The organism is Bacteroides difficilis (assembly GCF_048319815.1).
Classification (GTDB): Bacteria; Bacteroidota; Bacteroidia; order Bacteroidales; family Bacteroidaceae; genus Bacteroides; species Bacteroides zhangwenhongii.
The window spans coordinates 2,652,204-2,671,161 of sequence record NZ_CP182814.1 but is presented as its reverse complement, the minus strand read 5'-3'; the positions used below and the strand labels follow the sequence as shown (position 1 = coordinate 2,671,161).

Genomic DNA, 18,958 nt, shown 5'->3' with positions numbered 1-18,958 from the left:
TTAAAAATTCCTGCTTATTCCTTTGTAACTCTTAATATGATATGTATATTTGCCAAACATAAACATATCATAAATATGAAAAACGAAGTTGATGGAAGGCGGGAAATAGCCTCACGAAACACGGTCTGGGCTACTATTATCGCCCGCAAACTAACTCGTTGGGGTATCACTCCCAATCAAATTTCCATGATGAGCATATTCTTCGCTATGGTGGGATGCCTTCTGTTGATCGGCACAGTCATTGATCCCGGTTTTAACAAGTATGTAGCCTACATTCTGTTCATCGTTTGCATGCAGTCGCGGTTACTCTGCAACCTGTTCGATGGGATGGTAGCTATCGAAGGAGGGAAGAAAAGCGCCAACGGGGATCTCTACAATGATATGCCCGACCGATTCGCCGATGCTTTGTTCATCATTCCCGTCGGATATGTAGCAGGCGGATTCGGTATTGAACTAGGATGGCTGGCTGCTCTTCTTGCTGTGATGACAGCTTATTTCCGCTGGATAGGAGCCTACAAAACGCACCAGCATTTCTTTAACGGTCCGATGGCCAAGCAACACCGCATGGCATTGCTCACGCTTGCCTTTGTAGTAGCCACCTGCACCATTCATGCAGGATACGACCGGATGGTATGTCTCATAGCCCTGATAATTATAAATGTCGGCCTTGTCGCAACACTGATACACCGTCTGTACCTCATGTCACACACAACAAACAATGAAATAAAATGAAAGAACTACTGGATACCATATTTCCTACGCTAAGCGATGAACTGATTATCGTCATTTCGCTCATCATCGGACTGCTCATTACGGCAAGCCTTATTCTTTTTCTCGTAAAGAAGATCTCTCCAAAAACAAATATCAGCGAACTCTCCGCCCGCACACGTTCATGGTGGATCATGGCGGGCATGTTTATCGGCGCTGTATTTATCAGCTATAACATTTCTTATTTCTTCCTTGCCTTTCTCTCTTTCATTGCTTTCAGAGAACTGTATTCGGTGTTGGGATTCAGAGAGGCAGATCGCGGAGCATTGTTTTGGGGGATACTGGCCATTCCCATTCAATATTACCTTGCTTACCTTGCCTGGTATGGAGCATTCATCATCTTCATCCCGGTAGTTATGTTTCTCGTATTACCTTTACGACTGGTTTTGAAAGAAGACACTCACGGAATCACCAAGTCGATGGCTTTGTTGCAGTGGATTCTAATGCTTTCGGTATTCGGTATCAGCCACCTCGCTTATCTCCTGTCACTTCCCGAACTGCCGGGATTCAATGCGGGAGGACGAGGCCTGTTATTGTTCCTTGTATTCCTTACGGAAATCAACGATATAATGCAATTTATCTGTGGCAAACTTCTCGGACGACATAAGATACTTCCGAAAGTAAGTCCGAACAAGACATGGGAAGGATTTTTAGGTGGTGTAATCAGCACTACCGCCATTGGTTACTTTCTCGGTTTTCTGACTCCCCTCTCCGCTCCTAACGTTCTTCTGGTAAGCGCTCTTATTGCCATTGCCGGATTCTCGGGAGACGTAGTCATCTCCGCCATCAAAAGGGATAAAGGAATTAAGGACATGGGGAACAGTATTCCCGGTCATGGAGGAGTATTCGACCGGATAGACTCTCTGTCCTACACCGCTCCCGTCTTTTTTCATTTAGTTTATTACATTGCATATTAAACGGAAAGAATGGAAAAGAGATTCATGCAAGCTGCTATCATGCAGATTATATATAAAGGTATATGCCAATGGTTCTTGAAACTGATCGTAGGAGTTCAGTTCACCGATTGCCGATTCCTCAAGAAAGAAAAGCAGTTCATCATTCTTGCCAACCACAACAGCCATTTGGACACTTTAAGTTTATTATCTTCTCTGCCCGGAAAACTTTTATGGAAAGTCAAACCTGTAGCAGCAGAAGATTATTTCGGTAAAAACCGCTTTCAGGCTTCCATAAGTAACTATTTCATCAACACACTGCTAATCAGAAGGAAAGGAGAAAAAGATTCGGAACATGACCCGATCCGCAAAATGCTTGAAGCCATCGATGCAGGATATTCACTGATTCTTTTTCCGGAAGGAACCAGAGGAAAGCCGGAACAGATGGGAAAAATTAAATCCGGCATAGCCCGCATCCTGTCTCTGCGACCTGAAGTAAAATATATTCCCGTATTCATGACCGGCATGGGACGTTCTCTTCCCAAAGGCAAAATGATACTGTTACCATATAAAGCATCTATCTATTACGGTATGCCCACATTGGTAAAGAGCACGGATATACATGAAATATTGGAACAGATTGCAAATGATTTTGAAATAATGAAAGAAAAATATCAAGTCATTATTGACGACGAAGAAGAATAGGCATTGTTTTTTAAAAGAACCATATCCAAACTGTCGGACGAGGAGCTACTCACACACTACGCTCAGTCCGGTGATACGGAATATTTCGGTGAATTATACAACCGCTATATCCCGTTACTGTATGGACTGTGCCTGAAATATCTGCAAGACGAAGACCGGGCACAGGAAGCAGTCATGCAGTTGTTTGAAGATTTATTGCCTAAGCTGGAAAATTATGAGATCAAAGTGTTCAAGCCCTGGCTCTACCGGGTGGCAAAAAATCATTGCTTGCAACTTCTGCGGAAGGAGAATAAAGAAATTCCGTTAGATTATACCATTAATATTATGGAATCCGATGAATTTCTGCATCTATTAAGTGAAGAGGAAAGTTCGGAAGACCGGTTAAAAGCATTACATCACTGTCTCGAAAAGTTGCCCGAAGAACAACGGACGAGCATTACACGTTTCTTTTTAGAGGAAATGTCGTATGCGGATATTGTCGAGCAGACCGGATTTACTCTGAATAATGTAAAAAGCTATATCCAGAACGGAAAGCGAAACTTAAAAATCTGTATCAAGAAACAAACCCTATGAGACTATCGGACTACATACAAGGACTCCGCAAAGGAAAAGAAGCACATCGGTTGGAAAAAGAGTCGATGAAAGACCCTTTCCTGGCTGATGCGATAGATGGATACAACCAAGTGGAGGGAAATCACGAACAACGAATTGAGCAACTGCGGATACAAATCTCTGCCCGTTCTACAAAGAAAAGAAATACCTACGCTATCATTTGGAGTGTTGCCGCCTGTCTGGTGATCGGATTCGGAATCAGCAGCTATTTCCTGTTCCTGAAAGAGACACCAGAGCCTGTCATTCCGATAATTCCACAAAAGGAAATCACACTAGCTCCCACAAAGACAAAGACGGATTCCACTCCTATTTCCCCAGTCTCCACGAAACAAGCGGATAAGAAAGATATCATCGCCAAAAGCCGGACTACCATTTCCAAGTCTCAAAGTGCTCCCATTACAACAATGCCTATGGAGGAGGAAACTTCGGATCAAACGGTTGCAGCGACAGACGAAGAAGTAATAATGACAACAGGAGCTTCTGATCCCGAATCCGCCAAAAAGATGAGAATAGCTAAAATGGCAGTTATTCCCACCAATGATATGATCAAAGGAAAAGTGACCGACCCAAAAGGGGAACCGCTTATCGGCGCCAGCGTAATGTACAAAGGAACGAATATCGGAACCGTTACAGATGTGAATGGAGAATTTTCATTACTCAAAAAAGCAGAGAACAAGCAGTTGACAGCACAGTATATCGGATATGACCCGGTAGAAGTTCCGGTAGATACCAGCCGGACAATGCTCATTGCCATGAACGAAGACCCAAAAGGACTCAGCGAAGTGGTAGTAGTGGGATACGGAGTCAATAAAAAGGCAAATAAAGATAACACTCCGCAACCCGTTGACGGAAAACGTAAATATCAGAAATATCTGAAAGAGAATCTGGTCCGCCCGACGGACGAAACGTGCGCACAAGTGAAAGGAAAAGTAGTATTGACCTTTTTGGTCAATAGGGACGGACGGCCTTTCCACATTAAAGTAAAGAAGAGTCTCTGCGAATCTTCCGATAAAGAGGCAATCCGTCTGGTTCAGGAAGGACCAGACTGGACATACGGAAATAAGCAGGCGGAGGTAACCGTCAAATTCGATTAACGCAAACCACTAAATCCAGGTACCCTTGCGCCATAAGAATTCAAGTGGTCCTTGCCTGTGTCGAACAAGCCACCAACGGCTGAAGACCAACTGAACGGTAAAGATAAGCAATGCAATAAGCAGGCTTGCCGTTGCTCCGGCATATTTGTACATAGACAACCCGAATCCATAATAGATAGTGACTCCCATAATAGATTGGGAAATATAATTCGTCAGACTCATGCGCCCGTAAGGAATCAGCAGGCTTTGCCAGCTATATCCTGTCTCTTTCTTAAACCAAAGCAGGGTGAAGAGAGAAACCAGAATCACCATGAACGCAAAATTAGCATAAGACGGAACAGCTATATTATAAGGAATCAGTGCGGAGGAATCCGTAATAAAATCCGGAATAAAAACTCTAAGGCAATAGAGAGGAATGAAGGCAATGACAGCACCTATCAACATTCTTTTCCAGAAGCGTACGGACTCTTCACTCTTTATCAAATATTTCCGGCGTCCCAACAACATCCCGAACATGAACAGAGCAGCCGTCTGGAACAAGCGTCCATTTTCCACCTGCCAGATATTGCTATACAACTGTCCGTCAATGATATTAGACTGTAATACATCAAAGAAACTGCCGTTGGCTGTCGCTGCCTCAGCACGCATAGCATAAGGAATAAAATGACCGGTCACCGCCACATAATCCGGATTTATCAGCGCATAGATGGCACGTCCCCACTCGTATGGCTGTAAAAGCAGAATCAAAGCAATCCAGAAAACCGTCTTATCCTTCAACTTACAAACCGGAATCAGTGCAAACCCGACTACCGCATATAGCAAAAGAATATCACCGTTATAGAACAATGCGTGCAACTGTGCAAACAGGAGAAGCAGGCACATCCGCCATGCAAATCGTCCCCTGAAATCGATTCCCCGTTTCTCCGCATTGTGAAACTGAATATAAAAGCTAAACCCGAACAACAATGAGAAAGTCGCATAAGCCTTTCCCGCAAACAAGAAAAATATAGTATCCCACGCATACTTATCAATTGTTTGCAACCATGCGGGTACATTCTCCGGCATAAAAAACAGATTGTAATGCTCCAGATTATGTAATAATACAATAGCTAACAAAGCGAACCCACGCAGAGCGTCCACTACTCCAAGCCGTTCAGTCGTTTTCAGTGTTTGAGTCATTAGATATAATTATTTCAGATTAATTCAACGACCGCAAAAATAAAAGAAATACCTGAAAGACAAAAGCTTACGAGTGTTAAATATTAAATCAGTTCATAACTGGCCATTTGTATCGGCATATCCAGATTATGGAGTACTTTTTCCAACAAAATACCCTCGCGGTTATCATACTCATATCCGAAAGTAGCGCGAATACCCTGTAGAATAAACTGCGTGGCACGGTCCAACGCCATTGGCAAACTGTCACCCTGCATCAAAGACCCCGTGATAACACTTGTAAAAGTATCCCCTGTACCCGGATAATGGGCAGGCAGATAAGGACAAGTCACCTTCCAATAACGGTTTCCCTGACGGTTATAAGCATAAACAGAAGTTTTATGAGGTTCACCATGTACGGGAACACTGGTTATGATAACCACATCAGGACCTTTATCAGACAAGAGCCGAAGATATTCTTTCAACTCCTCATCTGTATTGTCCGCTTTATAAGGCCTGTCCAACAGATAAAACAGTTCTGTCAAATTCGGGGTAACTACATCCGCTTTTGTAATCAAGTGACGCATCTCCTTCACCATCTCCCCATCAAAATTAGCGTACAGCCGACCGTTATCTCCCAACACGGGATCAGCCACGATTAAACTATCCGGTTGCCGGAAGTCCCTGATAAAATCGGAAACGATCTGAATCTGCTTCGGAGAGCCCAGATATCCCGTATAGATAGCATCGAACTGCACTTCCAGTTTTTTCCATTCGGCAATAATCTTCGGCATTTCGTCCGTCAGATCGAGAAAAGAGAAACCGGGATATTGCGTGTGATTGGACAGCACAGCCGTAGGCAGCGGACAGACTTGAAAGCCCATAGATGAAAGAATAGGGATAACGACCGTGAGAGATACGCGCCCCATCCCCGAAAGGTCATGAATGGCAGCTATTTTCTTTACTTTATTGGCATACATATCATTTACATTTAACAACTACATCAATATTACCAATACGTCCTTTGCTCCATGTGCTCCCATCACCAAAGCCTGTTCGATATCAGCAGTCTTTGAAGGACCGGAAATAAACGTGCCGAATTTATATTCCTGCCCGTCCAATTCACGGTAAGCGTCATACATCGTATCTACTATTCTATTCCGGTCGAGCAAGATAACCAACTTCTCCGAAATGAAATAAACAGCTTTATACTTTACTGTTTGCGGAATCCAGACAGCCCCGTTCTCAGCAACTCCGATTTCCCCTTTCACCACAGCCACATCCGTACCATCCAACTCTTTCGGGTCATCCAGATTATCGGGATTGAACGTCGCGCACGAAATATCCGGCAACACGGAAGCAATGCGCATAGCCTCCGGATAGGTCCGGCGAATCACCGCATTCACATCTTCTCCCTCACCCAATACAACAGCCAGACCTCCCACCGCACGGCTGATAGCACAAAACTGTTCTATTTTATCGGGATATGACAACCGTTTCATATCCGCAATATCCGGCTTATCATAACGAACTTGCGTATTTTTGCGGATACTGGCTAATATTTCTTCTCTACTGCTCATTTAGATTCCTCCTTTCCCTGCACTTTGTTCTTCTTCCACATCTCATTAAACGATTCTTTGGCAAATTCCGGCAACTCGCGTCCCTTTCCCCAATCATCGAAATCATTGTATTTCATAAATCGTGGCAGGCTGTTTATCATCGGAGCCGCCCACAAAGCAGCATTGAACAATGCCGGACGCTCCATCAGGAACTTCATTCCACCGGACATGATCTTCTTTCCCGTATTCGCCTTGCCCAGTCCGTCCAAATCCTGACGCCACTTATAAATCTGTTCGGCAAGATCCACTTTCACCGGACAGACATCAGAGCAGGACATACACAGAGAGCAGGCAGAAAGATTATCATAATATTTCTCCGGATCATGGGCCATACCCAGATTGATCCCGATAGGACCGGGAATAAAATAAGTATAAGAGTATCCACCGCTTCGACGATATACGGGACAAGTATTCATACACGCACCGCAACGAATACAATTCAGTGTCTTGATATGGTCGGTCTTGGACAGCAATGCACTCCGGCCATTGTCCACAATAATGATGTGATATTCACCTCCTTCGCGAGGGCGACGGTAATGGGAAGTGTAGGTTGTAACCGGTTGTCCGGTAGCCGAACGTGCCAGCAAACGGGTAAATACCCCCAACGCCTCCAGGTCCGGCACAATCTTTTCCATACCGAAAGCAGCAATATTCAACTTCGGATATGAAGTTCCCATATCGGCATTTCCTTCATTGGTACACACCACGATATCACCGGTCGAAGCTACGGCAAAGTTAGCGCCAGTCATGGCAGCTTCGGCATTCAGAAAAAGATGACGCAGGTTCTTACGGGCGGCATGAGTCAGATAAGTAGGATCAAAGTTACCTTTTTCCGTTCCCATCTCTTTCTCAAAGAGTTCACCCACCTGTTCCCGTTTGATGTGGATGGCAGGCAACACGATATGACTCGGTTCGAGATGCATCAATTGCAGAATACGCTCGCCCAAATCGGACTCCACAACATCGATACCACGCTCCATCAGGAAAGGATTCAACCCACATTCCTCTGCAAGCATGGATTTACTTTTGATGAAATGATGCACATTATGTTCATTCAGTATCTCGTACACAATGGCACAATATTCATCAGCGTCTTTCGCCCAATGCACGATAGCGCCATTGGCGGTAGCATTCTTTTCAAACTCCAGCAGGAGCTCTTCGAGATGGCTGTTGGAATATAGTTTCAGTTCACAGGCCTTGTTGCGCAACTCTTCCCACTCGGGAACTTCCTTACTCATCTTATCCCTCTTGGCACGGACCATCCAAAGGGTTTCGTTATGCCATGCTGCCATCTTGCTGTCCTGCAAGAACTTCTCGGCAGCCTTTGAATGTTTTGTACTCATGATTGCGATGCTAGAATTTCTACAATATGGATAATCTGAATGGGCAGATGTTCCCGTTTGATAACGCCTTGCATATGCATCAGGCAGGAACTGTCCGCTCCGACAATATACTCGGCTCCGGTAGCCATGTGGTCTTTCACCTTATCGCGCCCCATACATACGGAAACAGCTTGCTCTTCTACGGCAAACATTCCGCCAAAGCCGCAGCACTCGTCAATGTGGCTGGGTTCGAATACCTCGATTCCTTCTACCAGATTGAGCAAATCACGCAATTTATTGTAATAAGGGATATTTAATTCGCTGGGGGCGGAGTTGAACAATTCACGCACACCGTGACAACTGTTGTGAATACTGACTTTGTGCGGAAAGCGTGCAGGCAGTTTCGTGGGTTTGATCACATCGTGGATGAAATCGCAAAGGTCATAAATTTTTCCCGCACTCTGACAGACATGACCTTCTTTCTCTAAAATACCCGGATGATTCTCTTTCACAAAAGCGACACAACTGGCGGAGGGACCGACAATGTAGTCATATTGTTGAAACAAATCATCAAAACGGAGTGCCAGCTTCATTGATTCATCTTCAAAACCGGCATTCGCCATCGGTTGTCCGCAACAAGTCTGATCCAACGGATAATCGACGTCTACTCCCAAACTTTTTAATAGCTTATACGATGCCACTCCCACATTGGGATATATAGCATTGATATAACAAGGAATAAACAAACCTACTTTCATAATATATCATGTAATAATTTAAGCTTCTTCCGCTACATTGTTTATCCAATTGAGCAGTATTATTACAACAAGGCCGGAGGAAAAAATGTTCGCCACCGCACATATACTTTTATGATATTGCAGAATCCCTTTTTTACACTATCTTTGCCGCATGAAGACTCTATATATTGTTATAGGAACGATTTCCCTGACACTCGGCATTCTCGGCATTTTTCTGCCGCTATTGCCTACCACGCCTTTCCTGCTACTTACTGCAGCCCTTTATTTCAAAGGGTCGTCCCGTCTCTATAACTGGCTGCTCAATCATCGTTATTTTGGTCCTTATATCCGCAACTACCGTGAAAACAAAGCGATTCCTCTCCGCGCCAAGATAGTTTCCCTCGTACTAATGTGGGGAACCATGCTTTATTGTATTTTCTTCCTGATTCCCCTGACATGGGTAAAGGTTCTCTTGGGACTGATTGCCGCAGGAGTCACTTATCATATCCTTTCTTTCAAGACATTGAAATAATTAGATAGCCCCTGGCGTGCATCTGCAAGTTTATCTTCCCAATGTTTCACAGAATTCTGACCGATGATGTCCGTCACGTATTTCACGGAAATAAAAGGAATCTCTTTCGAACGGCAAACGAATGCCTGTGCATAAGCTTCCATATCTACAACGTCTCCATTTACATGGGTTAATTCCGTCAGGAACCCGTCTCCGGTATTACAAATCCCGTTTTCCGTCCAATGTTTACAGAAACCTTTTTCTTCGAGCAGAGCCGATGAATCAATCTCGCACTCCAATCCGAACTCTTTCATCTTCTGCATATCACGATCCACAAACTTACGGCAGACAAAGATATCTCCTACCTGATGATTGACTGTCCCGGCACTTCCCATATTCAACACCAAATCCGGCTGTACCTGGCGGATTGCTTCTGCCAGATGAAAAGCCGATTTTACTTTTCCAATGCCTGTGCGCACATAATACGGTTCGACATCAGGCCATTTTATCTCTACAAATTCGCCTTGGACGGCGTAGGTCACTAATATTTTCAACATATATTCTTTAATCGTATAAAATTAGAATTAGATTCAGTAAAGCTAAATTATATCATGATGCTATACTTCCCAGCATTTCCAACCTTTATTACTACATATATACACTACATAAGAACGGACATTATAATTAGGAAATTTTCTTTTGGTATCCGCAGCATATGCTCTTACTTGCTCCACGTGTTGTGGGAACGGTTCAGTAAATGATAACATTTTATCAGCTTCTTTACCACGATAATATTTAAACTCCACGACTCTATCATCCTTATAATAATCCGTACCGGGAATACCCGTCATCTCAAAATCCGAACGACCGGCAGTATTATTCTGCTCGATGGCGAAAGTATAACTGCTGCTTAAATAGCGGGAGATAAGTTCATAAAACGAACAACGGATAAAGTTCTCATTTATTTTATCAAAAACTTGCGCAGGGAACTGTCCCAAATATTGTTCAAAATAATTTTTTATCAATGGTTCCAAACGACGGTCAATATCGTACTCTCGATATACAGGGACATAGCGTTGGGCATTTCCTTCAATTTGATTCAACTGATTATAATAATCCATATAAACACTACGCATAGTCATATTAGGTAAGGTTGTCACATAATTATCCTTAAGCGTAGTCATGCCCAAATAGAACAAACTTACCGGATAAAACTCCTTATCAAAGAATTTTTTCTTATTAAATTTGCTGGAAAGATCAGCAACATTATAAGGTAACTCGTCATCTATAATCAGCGCATCAAGCATAGCCTTTGCATTATCCAAAGACAAAGTAAGACGACGTATCCAGTTAATATCCGTACGTAAATTCTCATCTATCAGTTCATCAGGAATACTTCCTGCATTAGCAGCAAATTTTTTGAAAAAATAAGTAAGAATAGTAGCATTGAAAAGCCGTTCTCCATTAGGACGGAAGCGATATCCATCATAATTACTGACTATGAGTTGCCAAATTTCATCATAACGGCCTTGCCCAGTCGCATATTTGTCTAGTACATAACGCAAATAAGTCCTCGCTTCTTCGTATGTAAAACCAAGCATATTCAAAAAGTTAGGTTCCAACGTCAGTATCTCGGCAATATTATATCCACTAGTCAAATCATCCATAGTAACAGGCAGCACCCCCGTACAAAAACAAGTGCGAACGCTTCCCTCCCCTATACCTTTCTTTATTACCTTGAAAAATGTTCGCAAAAAACTATCATTGGTAGTTACTTCTTCATAAAGAGGATCATTATAAGCAGTAAGCAATTGATTGGTGAAATTATCGTATTCATCAATCAAAATATAAACTTTCGGCAATCCATGAGAACGAATGTATGTAAGAGCCTCCTCAAGCATTTTCGAAGCCTCCCCTCTATTAGTAAATTGAAAGTTACCGAATAAATCACGGTTATGTTCCACCATTACCTCTACCGGACCGCAATTCAAATCATTAAAATTCTGTGCCAACCCTTCCATACTATCAGCCATCACCATCGCCGAAAAATCGTATCTGATAATCATATAACGATTATGTTCCGATGTGGGATGACTTCCGATCCAAGTTTCACTAAATAACTCATCAAAACGATGCGTCATAGTGCGATCATAATAACAAGCCAATGTAGAAACCAACAAACTTTTCCCGAAACGGCGAGGACGCAGAAAAACCGGAGCATTATAATTCTCAAGAATAGAAATATATTCCGTTTTATCTACATAATAAAAACCTCTCTCACGAAGATCTACAAAGTCGGCCACTGCATAAGGTATTGTTATTTTTGTCATATTCACTCCATTATTCGTTATATACAGGCAAAGATACGAAATAGTTCATAATTAGAGGAAAACTAAGACAATTATAAATACGAGAATGGCATTTAAAATCTTTGGGGCTATTTTGACCAAAAAATTATTAAAAATATAGTATAGACCAGCCTGTAGCAGTAAACCTAATCTCCAATATTTTCAATCAAAAAAATTGCATTTACTAATATTTAGTAATATCTTTGACACAAAATAAAACAAACAATATAAAACATACTATAATTTAACAAAACACATCTAATTATGGAAGACAGGAACCACATCATAGATACCGCCAAAGGTTATGGAATGATTTTAGTAATAGCAGGTCATTTATTCACATATGGTAGCTATCCATTTAATTTTATTTTTAGTTTTCATATGCCTTTATTCTTTTTTTTATCTGGTTTTCTCTTTACACTAGAGAAATACCCCAATTCCCGATACTTATTTAAGAAAATATTCCGAACAATGATAGCTACCTATCTATTCTTCATAATAATAGGTTTTTTCCTCTATGCCGTATCCGGAAGATTAAATTTAAATGAGCACTTTCTATATTCTACTTTTTTAAAGGACAACCAGATGTTTGTGGTTCTTTATGGTTTATCACCTGCCTAGCATTCGTATATACATCTTTTTACTATATTAGCAAAATACTTAACAATACACATTCTAGACTAATACTCCTCATACTTGCCAGTTGTCTATTAGCAGAATATCTACTAACAAAAGTGTCAACACAATATATTCCTTTTAAATTTGAATCAGTTCCAATAGCACTATTTTTTTTCACAATAGGCTATTATTGTAAATTAAATAATTGGATTCATACTATTAAATATAAATGGGGAACTGTCGCTTTAGTCTTAACTATATTTTTCTCATATACAAATTCCACGGTAAATATATGCATACCAACTTTAGGCAATATATTATATTTTTTAGTTGCAGCTTTAGGAGGAATTTATTTCATTTTAACGGTTTCTAAAGATAAAAGCAATTCATTTATACGCTTTTTAGGTAAAAATAGCCTAATCATATTCCTTATGGATGAATTTATACGATATTATTATCTAGAATTCATAAGTCTTATAGAACAAAAGACATATATCGCCATGGAGAATATCCCTACTTCATTCTGTATAATTGGCACTATATTAGTTACACTAGGGTGTGCAAGCAGTATATACATCATATCACCTCTTTACAATAATTTTATAAAGAAATTAATTTCATTAACTAGAGTAATGAACAAACAAACTTAATTAACCGATCGTTACTTTCTATGCGGTAAAACAATACATTTTTACAAAAAATATCATTTTACTGAATATTCTCCAAATTAAAGCAATCTTGTTCTCTAGGGAAAGAGTTTTATTTAATAGAACCAACAGAATATCAGAAAGTTGACAGCAATGAAAAAAGAAAATTTATTCTGCTTTCTTTTCACTCATCTAAACAAAATGATATCAACCAAAAGTGTTTAATATACAAAATATGCCTAACGGAGAATATATATCATGGATTACACACATGAATACAATACTTATTACTCATCATATAAAAAATATCTATAAATAAAAATCACAGAGATATAACCGAAGAAAAAGTATTTCTTCAAGCTTCAAAAGACAGAGGATTGTACTTCTATCAAAACTAGTAATAAGTTTCTAGACATCAGCTATTAGCACGCTGTATCTTAGAAAAAAAAATTAGTTTTCCAAACATTAAGTAAGGTAAAAGTAGTATCAATATTGAAAAATGGTAAATTATTGACATAGTAAACCGTGATAGTCCAAAAGATGTCACAGATTAAATAATGCTCATATAAAAATGAATTATCATACCTATTTATAATAAGAAAAGTCCTATCTTTGTACCGTCGCAACCGACAAGATGTTTTTACCGACTCATAAGGAAGATTTAATAAATTCTACTGCACAGATTAATAACTTCCCCTTATCTTTTAGCAAAATCATCCGCACGAATTAATCTGTTGCACTTGAGCAACCATCCAGCCGCACTTGTGCAACTCGCCAGCTACACTTGTCCTACTCGGAAGTTACTCAACTGCAAACAAGTAGTAACCATAAAAAACGATCACTCGTGAGCATACTTTATAAACCAACCCGTTTTGCAGATACCTTTACGGGTAACAAAGAAACGAACGTACGCGTACAGCTCCTGTCATGGGATACATTGGACACCAAAGCCTTCGTTGAGTACCTGGCGGACAAGAACAATCTATCGAAAGGGGATGCATACAAAAATCTTACTATGGTATTGGAAGGTATAGAAGCTGTTCTGAAAAACGGAAACATCCTCAATCTGGACGACTTCGGCAGTTTCTCACTGAACGGCAGTTTCTGCAAGGACAAACAACCCGGCGAAAATCATCGGGCGGAATCCATAGAAATAAAGAATGTTGTATTCAAAGCTGAAAAACAACTGAAGAAACGTATAGCAACGGCCGGATTTGAGAAGTACAATCCCGAAAGACACAACAAACGCAAATACTAGAACAAAATGGAATACACCAGAACTTACTCCACCCGGAAAGGCGAATACTTTGCGGATGCGTTGAAGCGTGCCGGGAAAGAATTTATACCGACTAATTGTATCATCAACAAGCTACTGCCCGGACTGGGTGCTACGCATTGCGAACTGATAGCTCCACGAAAATCAATCATCATCGAGCCTAATGTGCCCGTCATCGAATCAAAAGCTAAAAAACATAAGAATGCATTAGCCGTCTACAAAGGAGTGACTGTCCGGAAAATTATAGATTTCTTGGAAGATAATCACGACAGGCATTACAAACTGCTGACTACTCCCGAAGGTTTCGCCAAGATAAAAGAGGCGATGCAAACGGTAGGCATAAATATGTACGAGGAATGTTTCATTTTATTCGACGAATGTGAGAAATTAGTGCAGGACGTACATTACCGTGACTCTATCCGCGAACCGATGAACGATTTTTTCCTCTTCCAAAATAAGGCGCTGATTTCCGCAACTCCCATTATTCCCGAAAAAGACAACCGTTTCGACGGCTTCGCACGGGTACTGATCCAACCGGACTATGCATACCGGCAGAAATTAAAACTAATTACTACAAATAATGTGCTGGAGACACTGCAGGAAGTAATCGAAGCCAAACGAGGAACAGTCTGCATTTTCTGCAACAGCATTGACTCGATAGACAGTTTCTACCGTCTGATTCCGGAACTGAGCAACGCCTGTACCTTTTGCAGTGAAGACGGGCAATATAAACTTTGGAAAGGCAACCACCGGAAAAAGTCAATGATGATTACCGAACTGGAACGTTACAATTTCTTCACCTCAAGGTTTTACTCGGCCGTAGATATCATCTCTCCCAACCCTCCGCACGTGATTTTCATTAGCGATTTGTTTGGTGCTACCCAATCGGTTATCGATCCTGCTACCGAAGCGATTCAGATTATCGGTCGGTTTCGTGGCGGAGTAAATAGCGTGACACATATCGCTTCCATCCGTCCGGATCTGGAATGTATGTCATCCACAGAAATCGACGACTGGATTCGTGGCGCTTCCACCGTCTACAACAACTGGAAATCCCAACTGACACGTACCTCTAATATTGGCGAACGGACTCTATTGCAGGAAGCGATCGGAGAAAATTCATACCTCCCCTATCTGGACGACAAAGGCAAACCGGATCCGTTCCTGATTGCCAACTTTTACGAAAAGGAACAGGTGAAACGACTATACACTTCTACTGACCTGCTTTGCGATGCCTATCGGCAGACCGATTATTTTGTTTTCTCTCATGAAGAGCGTCTAATGCCTGTTTCCGACAATGAACGCATGGCGATACAACACCGGCTGGCAAAGAAAAAAAGGGCGGAACTTATCGTCCGTAAACTGGAAGAGATGGAGAAGATGAGTAGGACAACTGATAAAAAGCTACAAAAACGCTACCAGCGTATGCTAGGCAACCTGATTACTTCGACTGCCGACAGATACATATACGATTGCTTCTGCTGTTTCGGAGCGGATTTTATCCGCCAATCCGATTATAACGAGAATAAGTTGCGCACGGCATTGAACGTAAGCAGCGAACACACCATCAAGAAATCGGCACAAATGCGTATATCTATCCAACGAACTTTCCCCATAGGCTCCGAACTTTCCGTTCAGGAAGCGAAAAGTATGCTGAAGCAAGTATATAAAAAAATGGGACTGAATACGGGAAGAGGTATCACGACAAAGGAGTTGGAACAATATGCGGAGATAGAAAATGGATGGAAACATGACTGTAGAACAGTCAAGATATTGAATTTCAAATAATTGAGAGAGAAATGCATTTTTTTCTTTCCACAAGGCAAAAACTCTATATATATTTCGTGTAAACTTCTCTTATTTTAAGTCATTTTTATATGATAAGTCACTGATTATAAGCTATGCCACATTTTTGTTATTCCCCGTATAAACTTAAAAATAAATACAAAAATGTGGCAATAAATCATCCAATTTCCTTTAATTGCTCAATGAACCTTATAAAACCATAATTATGCCGGGCACATTCCTCTATATCCCTAATCTTTCTAAGATCACGCAATAAAGTATTATATATTCTAACACCTTGAAACCTATTCTTATTCTCCTTAGTCAGAACTCCTAATCTCTTTTGCGAAGTTTTATTATTTAAAAGACTTATACATTGAGTCGTTTTATCACAATGATGATCATTATAAACCAAAGGAAGTAACCAACACTCTATTTCATTAATGCAGATAGCCAATATAATCCTCCCTTTTTCTACTTCATTGATATTAGGAATGTTATTTAGAATTCTGTCTTTTGTTCGTTTCCAAAGTTCTTCATCACCACAATATTGACCATTAGCCCCTATTTTAGAAACTGAATAAGGCTCGGTTTCGGAAAGATCAGTATCTATTTGAATTACGATATAATCATTATCCACTAAAGCGTCTTTTATACTGTTTCCTTTTTCAAATGTCTGTATTACTCTATTCCATCCCCCTTCGGTAACCTGCCGCCCTTGCATATTTGTTTGTGGTTGAATTTCATTCAAATTATGCTCTTCACCAAGATAACGTCCTAGGATGTGTTTCAAGACTGTCAATTCCGAAGCACCTTCCGCAATCAATCCAATATTCATATTATATAAATTAAAAATTGTCAGGAAGCCCTCCAATATATCCTTTCATCCAAACATCAGACAGTTTATTAACGCGCTCTCTTTTATAAGGTATCCTTGTAACACGAGTATGTCCGTCAAGATCTCTCCGAGCCACAAATAAACGAACCTCATCATCTGATAAATCCAAACCATCCAATATATATGGATTATGTGTTGTCAATATCACTTGTTTGTTATTTTTCTGAGCCGCACTAATCAAATACTCCGATAATTTGATACACAACTTGGGATTAAATGAAGTTTCAATATTATCTACCGCAAAAAAAGAGGGAGTTTCTTTAGAATTAAACAAGGTCAAATAAAACAATAGATAAAGAAATCCTTCATTTGTACTACGCTGGTCAAAATAATGTAATGATTCATTTAGATATCTGTCACCAATGGACAACTTATATTCATTGGACAATAAATCATCGGGAATATTGAAGCCATCAAACCAATCCAACATGAATAAGCCTTCATTAATATTTTCTATAAGGCTCTTATATTCAATATTTTGACTAACCTGTTTCAAATACTGCAATAACCCTTCTCCTCTTATCCCTAAAGGTTGTATGGGAGATTGTGTATTTGCCTCTCTCAATACATTTTCAATAGGACGATAAATAAGAAACGAAGCCAAAGAAGGCTTTTCTATTAATAAATCCTGCAATGATTGAAACAGATCCGGATTATCATTCTCTATTCTAGCAATGTCACTTATTTTATACCCATCTTGAGTTAGTGCAGATAAAAAGGCCTGTATTTTATCACGATTTACTATATTTCCAATATTAAACCATTCCTTTTTAGATTCATTATAAAGTATACAAGCATTGGTCGACGCAGCTTTATTATCTCCTTCTACATCAATTTGGATCGGAACATTATTATTAGCATCATCAAAAGCGTTCATCATATATTGAGGTGCTGTTATCCTCACGCCTCTGTTGAAAAGATATTCATTACCCAATTTATCCTGCCCAGCCATTGAAGCAAAAGTAATAGCTTCCAATATGTTGGTTTTACCACAACCGTTTGCGCCAATAATAACATTGACGCGCCCTAAATCTAGAGTTAAATCAACAATAGATTTAAAGTTCCGTATCCTAATCTTATTAATCATAACAGCAGCTCGTTTTTTATTGGAAAATCTGACCAATGACGCAAAGGTACAAAATGTTTTGAAATATTTGATTTCGCAAGAGAAATCTACTCCCATTTACCGCATAATAACACCATTTTAAAGAAAAAACAGCATTTTATCCCGAAAAGTTTTTGTAATATCAGAGTTAATCGTATTTTTGTGTACAATTTTGGTGTAGTAATGACAGAAGAAGAAAAAAAGTTATTGAATACCTTTGAAACGCGGCTACGGCATTTGCTCTATTTGCATGATGAGTTAAAGCGTGAGAATGTCGAGTTGAAAAAGCTTCTTGATTTCGAAAAATTGAAAAATGAGAAGATACAGGCTCAATACGATGAATTGGAAGTCAACTATACGAACCTAAAAACAGCTACGGCAATCAGCCTTAACGGCAGCGACGTAAAAGAGACGAAGCTGCGATTGTCAAAATTAGTGCGTGAAGTCGATAAATGCATCGCTTTGTTGAATGAATAAGAAGGAAAGGATGTATGAGCGATAATATAATAAGAATAAACCTGCATATGGCAGATGCGTGTTATCCGGTATTTATCAATCCAGAGAATGAGGAGATAGTACGGGCGGCCGCCAAGCAGGTTAATACCATACTTGGTGAGTACCGGGAAAAATGGGGGCATCTGAATTTGGAACCGGAAAAAATTATAGTTATGGTAGCCTATCAGTTCTCATTAGAGAAACTGCAATTGTTGCAACGTAATGATACCGCTCCCTATACGGAAAAGGTAAAAGAACTGACTGAATTGCTGGAGGATTATTTCAAGAAAGAATAAATTTTATCCGGTTATTCGCTGATAAGAGAAAACAACCACGCACTGCACAATATCCGAGCAAGAACTTGCTTAGA

The 18,958-nt window shown here is 40.3% G+C and carries 21 protein-coding genes; 12 read left to right on the top strand and 9 right to left on the bottom strand.

All coding sequences use genetic code 11. From position 1 onward, the window contains the following. The first annotated feature begins 75 nt into the window (after positions 1-75). Genes ACNOGP_RS09800 through ACNOGP_RS09780 form a run of 5 tightly spaced genes read left to right on the top strand, consistent with a single transcriptional unit; the run spans position 76 to position 4,072 of the window. Positions 76-732 carry a CDP-alcohol phosphatidyltransferase family protein gene (locus ACNOGP_RS09800; protein ID WP_418214684.1) on the top strand — a complete coding sequence of 219 codons (657 nt, stop codon included), beginning with the start codon at positions 76-78 and terminating at the stop codon, positions 730-732. Further along, positions 729-1,685, top strand: a complete 957-nt coding sequence (locus ACNOGP_RS09795; protein WP_418214683.1) for a phosphatidate cytidylyltransferase — start codon at positions 729-731, stop codon at positions 1,683-1,685. The genes ACNOGP_RS09800 and ACNOGP_RS09795 overlap by 4 nt, the downstream gene beginning before the upstream one ends. Before the next feature lie 24 nt (positions 1,686-1,709). Next, entirely contained in the window at positions 1,710-2,366 is a 657-nt protein-coding gene (locus ACNOGP_RS09790; protein ID WP_195534006.1) for a lysophospholipid acyltransferase family protein, read from the top strand. Positions 2,367-2,369: 3 nt separating this feature from the next. Continuing rightward, positions 2,370-2,939 carry an RNA polymerase sigma factor gene (locus ACNOGP_RS09785; protein WP_195533994.1) on the top strand — a complete coding sequence of 190 codons (570 nt, stop codon included), beginning with the start codon at positions 2,370-2,372 and terminating at the stop codon, positions 2,937-2,939. After that, positions 2,936-4,072, top strand: a complete 1,137-nt coding sequence (locus tag ACNOGP_RS09780; protein WP_418214682.1) for a carboxypeptidase-like regulatory domain-containing protein — start codon at positions 2,936-2,938, stop codon at positions 4,070-4,072. The genes ACNOGP_RS09785 and ACNOGP_RS09780 overlap by 4 nt, the downstream gene beginning before the upstream one ends. Positions 4,073-4,081: 9 nt before the next feature. Here the strand turns inward: ACNOGP_RS09780 and ACNOGP_RS09775 are convergent, their stop codons facing one another. The 5 genes from ACNOGP_RS09775 to ACNOGP_RS09755 all read right to left on the bottom strand — a co-directional run bounded on the left by ACNOGP_RS09775 (position 4,082) and on the right by ACNOGP_RS09755 (position 8,926). Continuing rightward, on the bottom strand, positions 4,082-5,251 hold the full coding sequence (locus tag ACNOGP_RS09775) for a DUF418 domain-containing protein (protein WP_418214681.1): 1,170 nt from the start codon (positions 5,249-5,251) through the stop codon (positions 4,082-4,084). 83 nt (positions 5,252-5,334) lie between these two features. Beyond that, positions 5,335-6,207 (bottom strand): pyridoxamine kinase, encoded by an 873-nt coding sequence (locus ACNOGP_RS09770; RefSeq protein ID WP_143868302.1) that lies wholly within the window; start codon positions 6,205-6,207, stop codon positions 5,335-5,337. Positions 6,208-6,225: 18 nt separating this feature from the next. Next, positions 6,226-6,807: a LutC/YkgG family protein gene (locus ACNOGP_RS09765; RefSeq protein ID WP_418214680.1), complete on the bottom strand. Its 582-nt coding sequence runs from the start codon at positions 6,805-6,807 to the stop codon at positions 6,226-6,228. Beyond that, on the bottom strand, positions 6,804-8,189 hold the full coding sequence (locus ACNOGP_RS09760) for a lactate utilization protein B (RefSeq protein ID WP_007765470.1): 1,386 nt from the start codon (positions 8,187-8,189) through the stop codon (positions 6,804-6,806). Before ACNOGP_RS09760 ends, ACNOGP_RS09765 begins: the two co-directional genes overlap by 4 nt. Beyond that, positions 8,186-8,926, bottom strand: coding sequence for a (Fe-S)-binding protein (locus ACNOGP_RS09755; RefSeq protein WP_007750584.1), 741 nt, complete (start codon positions 8,924-8,926; stop codon positions 8,186-8,188). Before ACNOGP_RS09755 ends, ACNOGP_RS09760 begins: the two co-directional genes overlap by 4 nt. 151 nt (positions 8,927-9,077) lie before the next feature. Between ACNOGP_RS09755 and ACNOGP_RS09750 the strand changes: the two genes are divergently transcribed. Next, complete coding sequence (locus ACNOGP_RS09750) at positions 9,078-9,437, top strand: YbaN family protein (protein WP_418214679.1); 360 nt, start codon at positions 9,078-9,080, stop codon at positions 9,435-9,437. Here the strand turns inward: ACNOGP_RS09750 and ACNOGP_RS09745 are convergent. Both ACNOGP_RS09745 and ACNOGP_RS09740 read right to left on the bottom strand, forming a co-directional pair. Continuing rightward, positions 9,407-9,973, bottom strand: a complete 567-nt coding sequence (locus tag ACNOGP_RS09745; RefSeq protein WP_143868295.1) for a 5'-methylthioadenosine/S-adenosylhomocysteine nucleosidase — start codon at positions 9,971-9,973, stop codon at positions 9,407-9,409. The two genes, ACNOGP_RS09750 and ACNOGP_RS09745, sit on opposite strands and share 31 nt — an antisense overlap. Before the next feature lie 60 nt (positions 9,974-10,033). Next, positions 10,034-11,746 carry an AAA family ATPase gene (locus ACNOGP_RS09740; RefSeq protein WP_418214678.1) on the bottom strand — a complete coding sequence of 571 codons (1,713 nt, stop codon included), beginning with the start codon at positions 11,744-11,746 and terminating at the stop codon, positions 10,034-10,036. A gap of 282 nt (positions 11,747-12,028) precedes the next feature. Between ACNOGP_RS09740 and ACNOGP_RS09735 the strand changes: the two genes are divergently transcribed. The 4 genes from ACNOGP_RS09735 to ACNOGP_RS09720 all read left to right on the top strand — a co-directional run bounded on the left by ACNOGP_RS09735 (position 12,029) and on the right by ACNOGP_RS09720 (position 16,093). Beyond that, the gene (locus tag ACNOGP_RS09735) at positions 12,029-12,385 is read left to right on the top strand and encodes an acyltransferase family protein (protein WP_418214677.1); all 357 of its coding nucleotides are present in this window, start codon (positions 12,029-12,031) and stop codon (positions 12,383-12,385) included. Further along, the gene (locus tag ACNOGP_RS09730; RefSeq protein ID WP_418214755.1) at positions 12,322-13,032 is read left to right on the top strand and encodes an acyltransferase family protein; all 711 of its coding nucleotides are present in this window, start codon (positions 12,322-12,324) and stop codon (positions 13,030-13,032) included. Before ACNOGP_RS09735 ends, ACNOGP_RS09730 begins: the two co-directional genes overlap by 64 nt. Before the next feature lie 841 nt (positions 13,033-13,873). Further along, positions 13,874-14,287, top strand: coding sequence for an HU family DNA-binding protein (locus ACNOGP_RS09725; protein ID WP_418214676.1), 414 nt, complete (start codon positions 13,874-13,876; stop codon positions 14,285-14,287). 6 nt (positions 14,288-14,293) lie between these two features. Continuing rightward, a complete protein-coding gene (locus ACNOGP_RS09720; protein WP_418214675.1) occupies positions 14,294-16,093 on the top strand; it encodes a hypothetical protein in 1,800 nt (599 codons plus the stop codon). A gap of 175 nt (positions 16,094-16,268) precedes the next feature. Here the strand turns inward: ACNOGP_RS09720 and ACNOGP_RS09715 are convergent, their stop codons facing one another. Then, positions 16,269-16,928: a hypothetical protein gene (locus ACNOGP_RS09715; protein WP_195475080.1), complete on the bottom strand. Its 660-nt coding sequence runs from the start codon at positions 16,926-16,928 to the stop codon at positions 16,269-16,271. A gap of 10 nt (positions 16,929-16,938) precedes the next feature. Continuing rightward, entirely contained in the window at positions 16,939-18,075 is a 1,137-nt protein-coding gene (locus ACNOGP_RS09710) for an AAA family ATPase (protein WP_195475079.1), read from the bottom strand. A gap of 201 nt (positions 18,076-18,276) precedes the next feature. On the opposite strand from ACNOGP_RS09710, the gene ACNOGP_RS09705 reads away from it, so the two are divergent. Both ACNOGP_RS09705 and ACNOGP_RS09700 read left to right on the top strand, forming a co-directional pair. Next, positions 18,277-18,570, top strand: a complete 294-nt coding sequence (locus tag ACNOGP_RS09705; RefSeq protein ID WP_007750603.1) for a hypothetical protein — start codon at positions 18,277-18,279, stop codon at positions 18,568-18,570. 14 nt (positions 18,571-18,584) lie between these two features. Then, a complete protein-coding gene (locus ACNOGP_RS09700) occupies positions 18,585-18,884 on the top strand; it encodes a cell division protein ZapA (protein ID WP_007750604.1) in 300 nt (99 codons plus the stop codon). The last annotated feature ends 74 nt before the right edge of the window (positions 18,885-18,958 follow it).

Bases quoted from the DNA above. Each gene is read 5' to 3' on its own strand.
- ACNOGP_RS09800 (WP_418214684.1), top strand. From the start codon at position 76: ATGAAAAACGAAGTTGATGGAAGGCGGGAAATAGCCTCACGAAACACG.
- ACNOGP_RS09795 (WP_418214683.1), top strand. From the start codon at position 729: ATGAAAGAACTACTGGATACCATATTTCCTACGCTAAGCGATGAACTG.
- ACNOGP_RS09790 (WP_195534006.1), top strand. From the start codon at position 1,710: ATGCAAGCTGCTATCATGCAGATTATATATAAAGGTATATGCCAATGG.
- ACNOGP_RS09780 (WP_418214682.1), top strand. From the start codon at position 2,936: ATGAGACTATCGGACTACATACAAGGACTCCGCAAAGGAAAAGAAGCA.
- ACNOGP_RS09775 (WP_418214681.1), bottom strand. From the start codon at position 5,251: ATGACTCAAACACTGAAAACGACTGAACGGCTTGGAGTAGTGGACGCT.
- ACNOGP_RS09770 (WP_143868302.1), bottom strand. From the start codon at position 6,207: ATGTATGCCAATAAAGTAAAGAAAATAGCTGCCATTCATGACCTTTCG.
- ACNOGP_RS09765 (WP_418214680.1), bottom strand. From the start codon at position 6,807: ATGAGCAGTAGAGAAGAAATATTAGCCAGTATCCGCAAAAATACGCAA.
- ACNOGP_RS09760 (WP_007765470.1), bottom strand. From the start codon at position 8,189: ATGAGTACAAAACATTCAAAGGCTGCCGAGAAGTTCTTGCAGGACAGC.
- ACNOGP_RS09755 (WP_007750584.1), bottom strand. From the start codon at position 8,926: ATGAAAGTAGGTTTGTTTATTCCTTGTTATATCAATGCTATATATCCC.
- ACNOGP_RS09750 (WP_418214679.1), top strand. From the start codon at position 9,078: ATGAAGACTCTATATATTGTTATAGGAACGATTTCCCTGACACTCGGC.
- ACNOGP_RS09745 (WP_143868295.1), bottom strand. From the start codon at position 9,973: ATGTTGAAAATATTAGTGACCTACGCCGTCCAAGGCGAATTTGTAGAG.
- ACNOGP_RS09740 (WP_418214678.1), bottom strand. From the start codon at position 11,746: ATGACAAAAATAACAATACCTTATGCAGTGGCCGACTTTGTAGATCTT.
- ACNOGP_RS09735 (WP_418214677.1), top strand. From the start codon at position 12,029: ATGGAAGACAGGAACCACATCATAGATACCGCCAAAGGTTATGGAATG.
- ACNOGP_RS09720 (WP_418214675.1), top strand. From the start codon at position 14,294: ATGGAATACACCAGAACTTACTCCACCCGGAAAGGCGAATACTTTGCG.
- ACNOGP_RS09715 (WP_195475080.1), bottom strand. From the start codon at position 16,928: ATGAATATTGGATTGATTGCGGAAGGTGCTTCGGAATTGACAGTCTTG.
- ACNOGP_RS09710 (WP_195475079.1), bottom strand. From the start codon at position 18,075: ATGATTAATAAGATTAGGATACGGAACTTTAAATCTATTGTTGATTTA.
- ACNOGP_RS09705 (WP_007750603.1), top strand. From the start codon at position 18,277: ATGACAGAAGAAGAAAAAAAGTTATTGAATACCTTTGAAACGCGGCTA.
- ACNOGP_RS09700 (WP_007750604.1), top strand. From the start codon at position 18,585: ATGAGCGATAATATAATAAGAATAAACCTGCATATGGCAGATGCGTGT.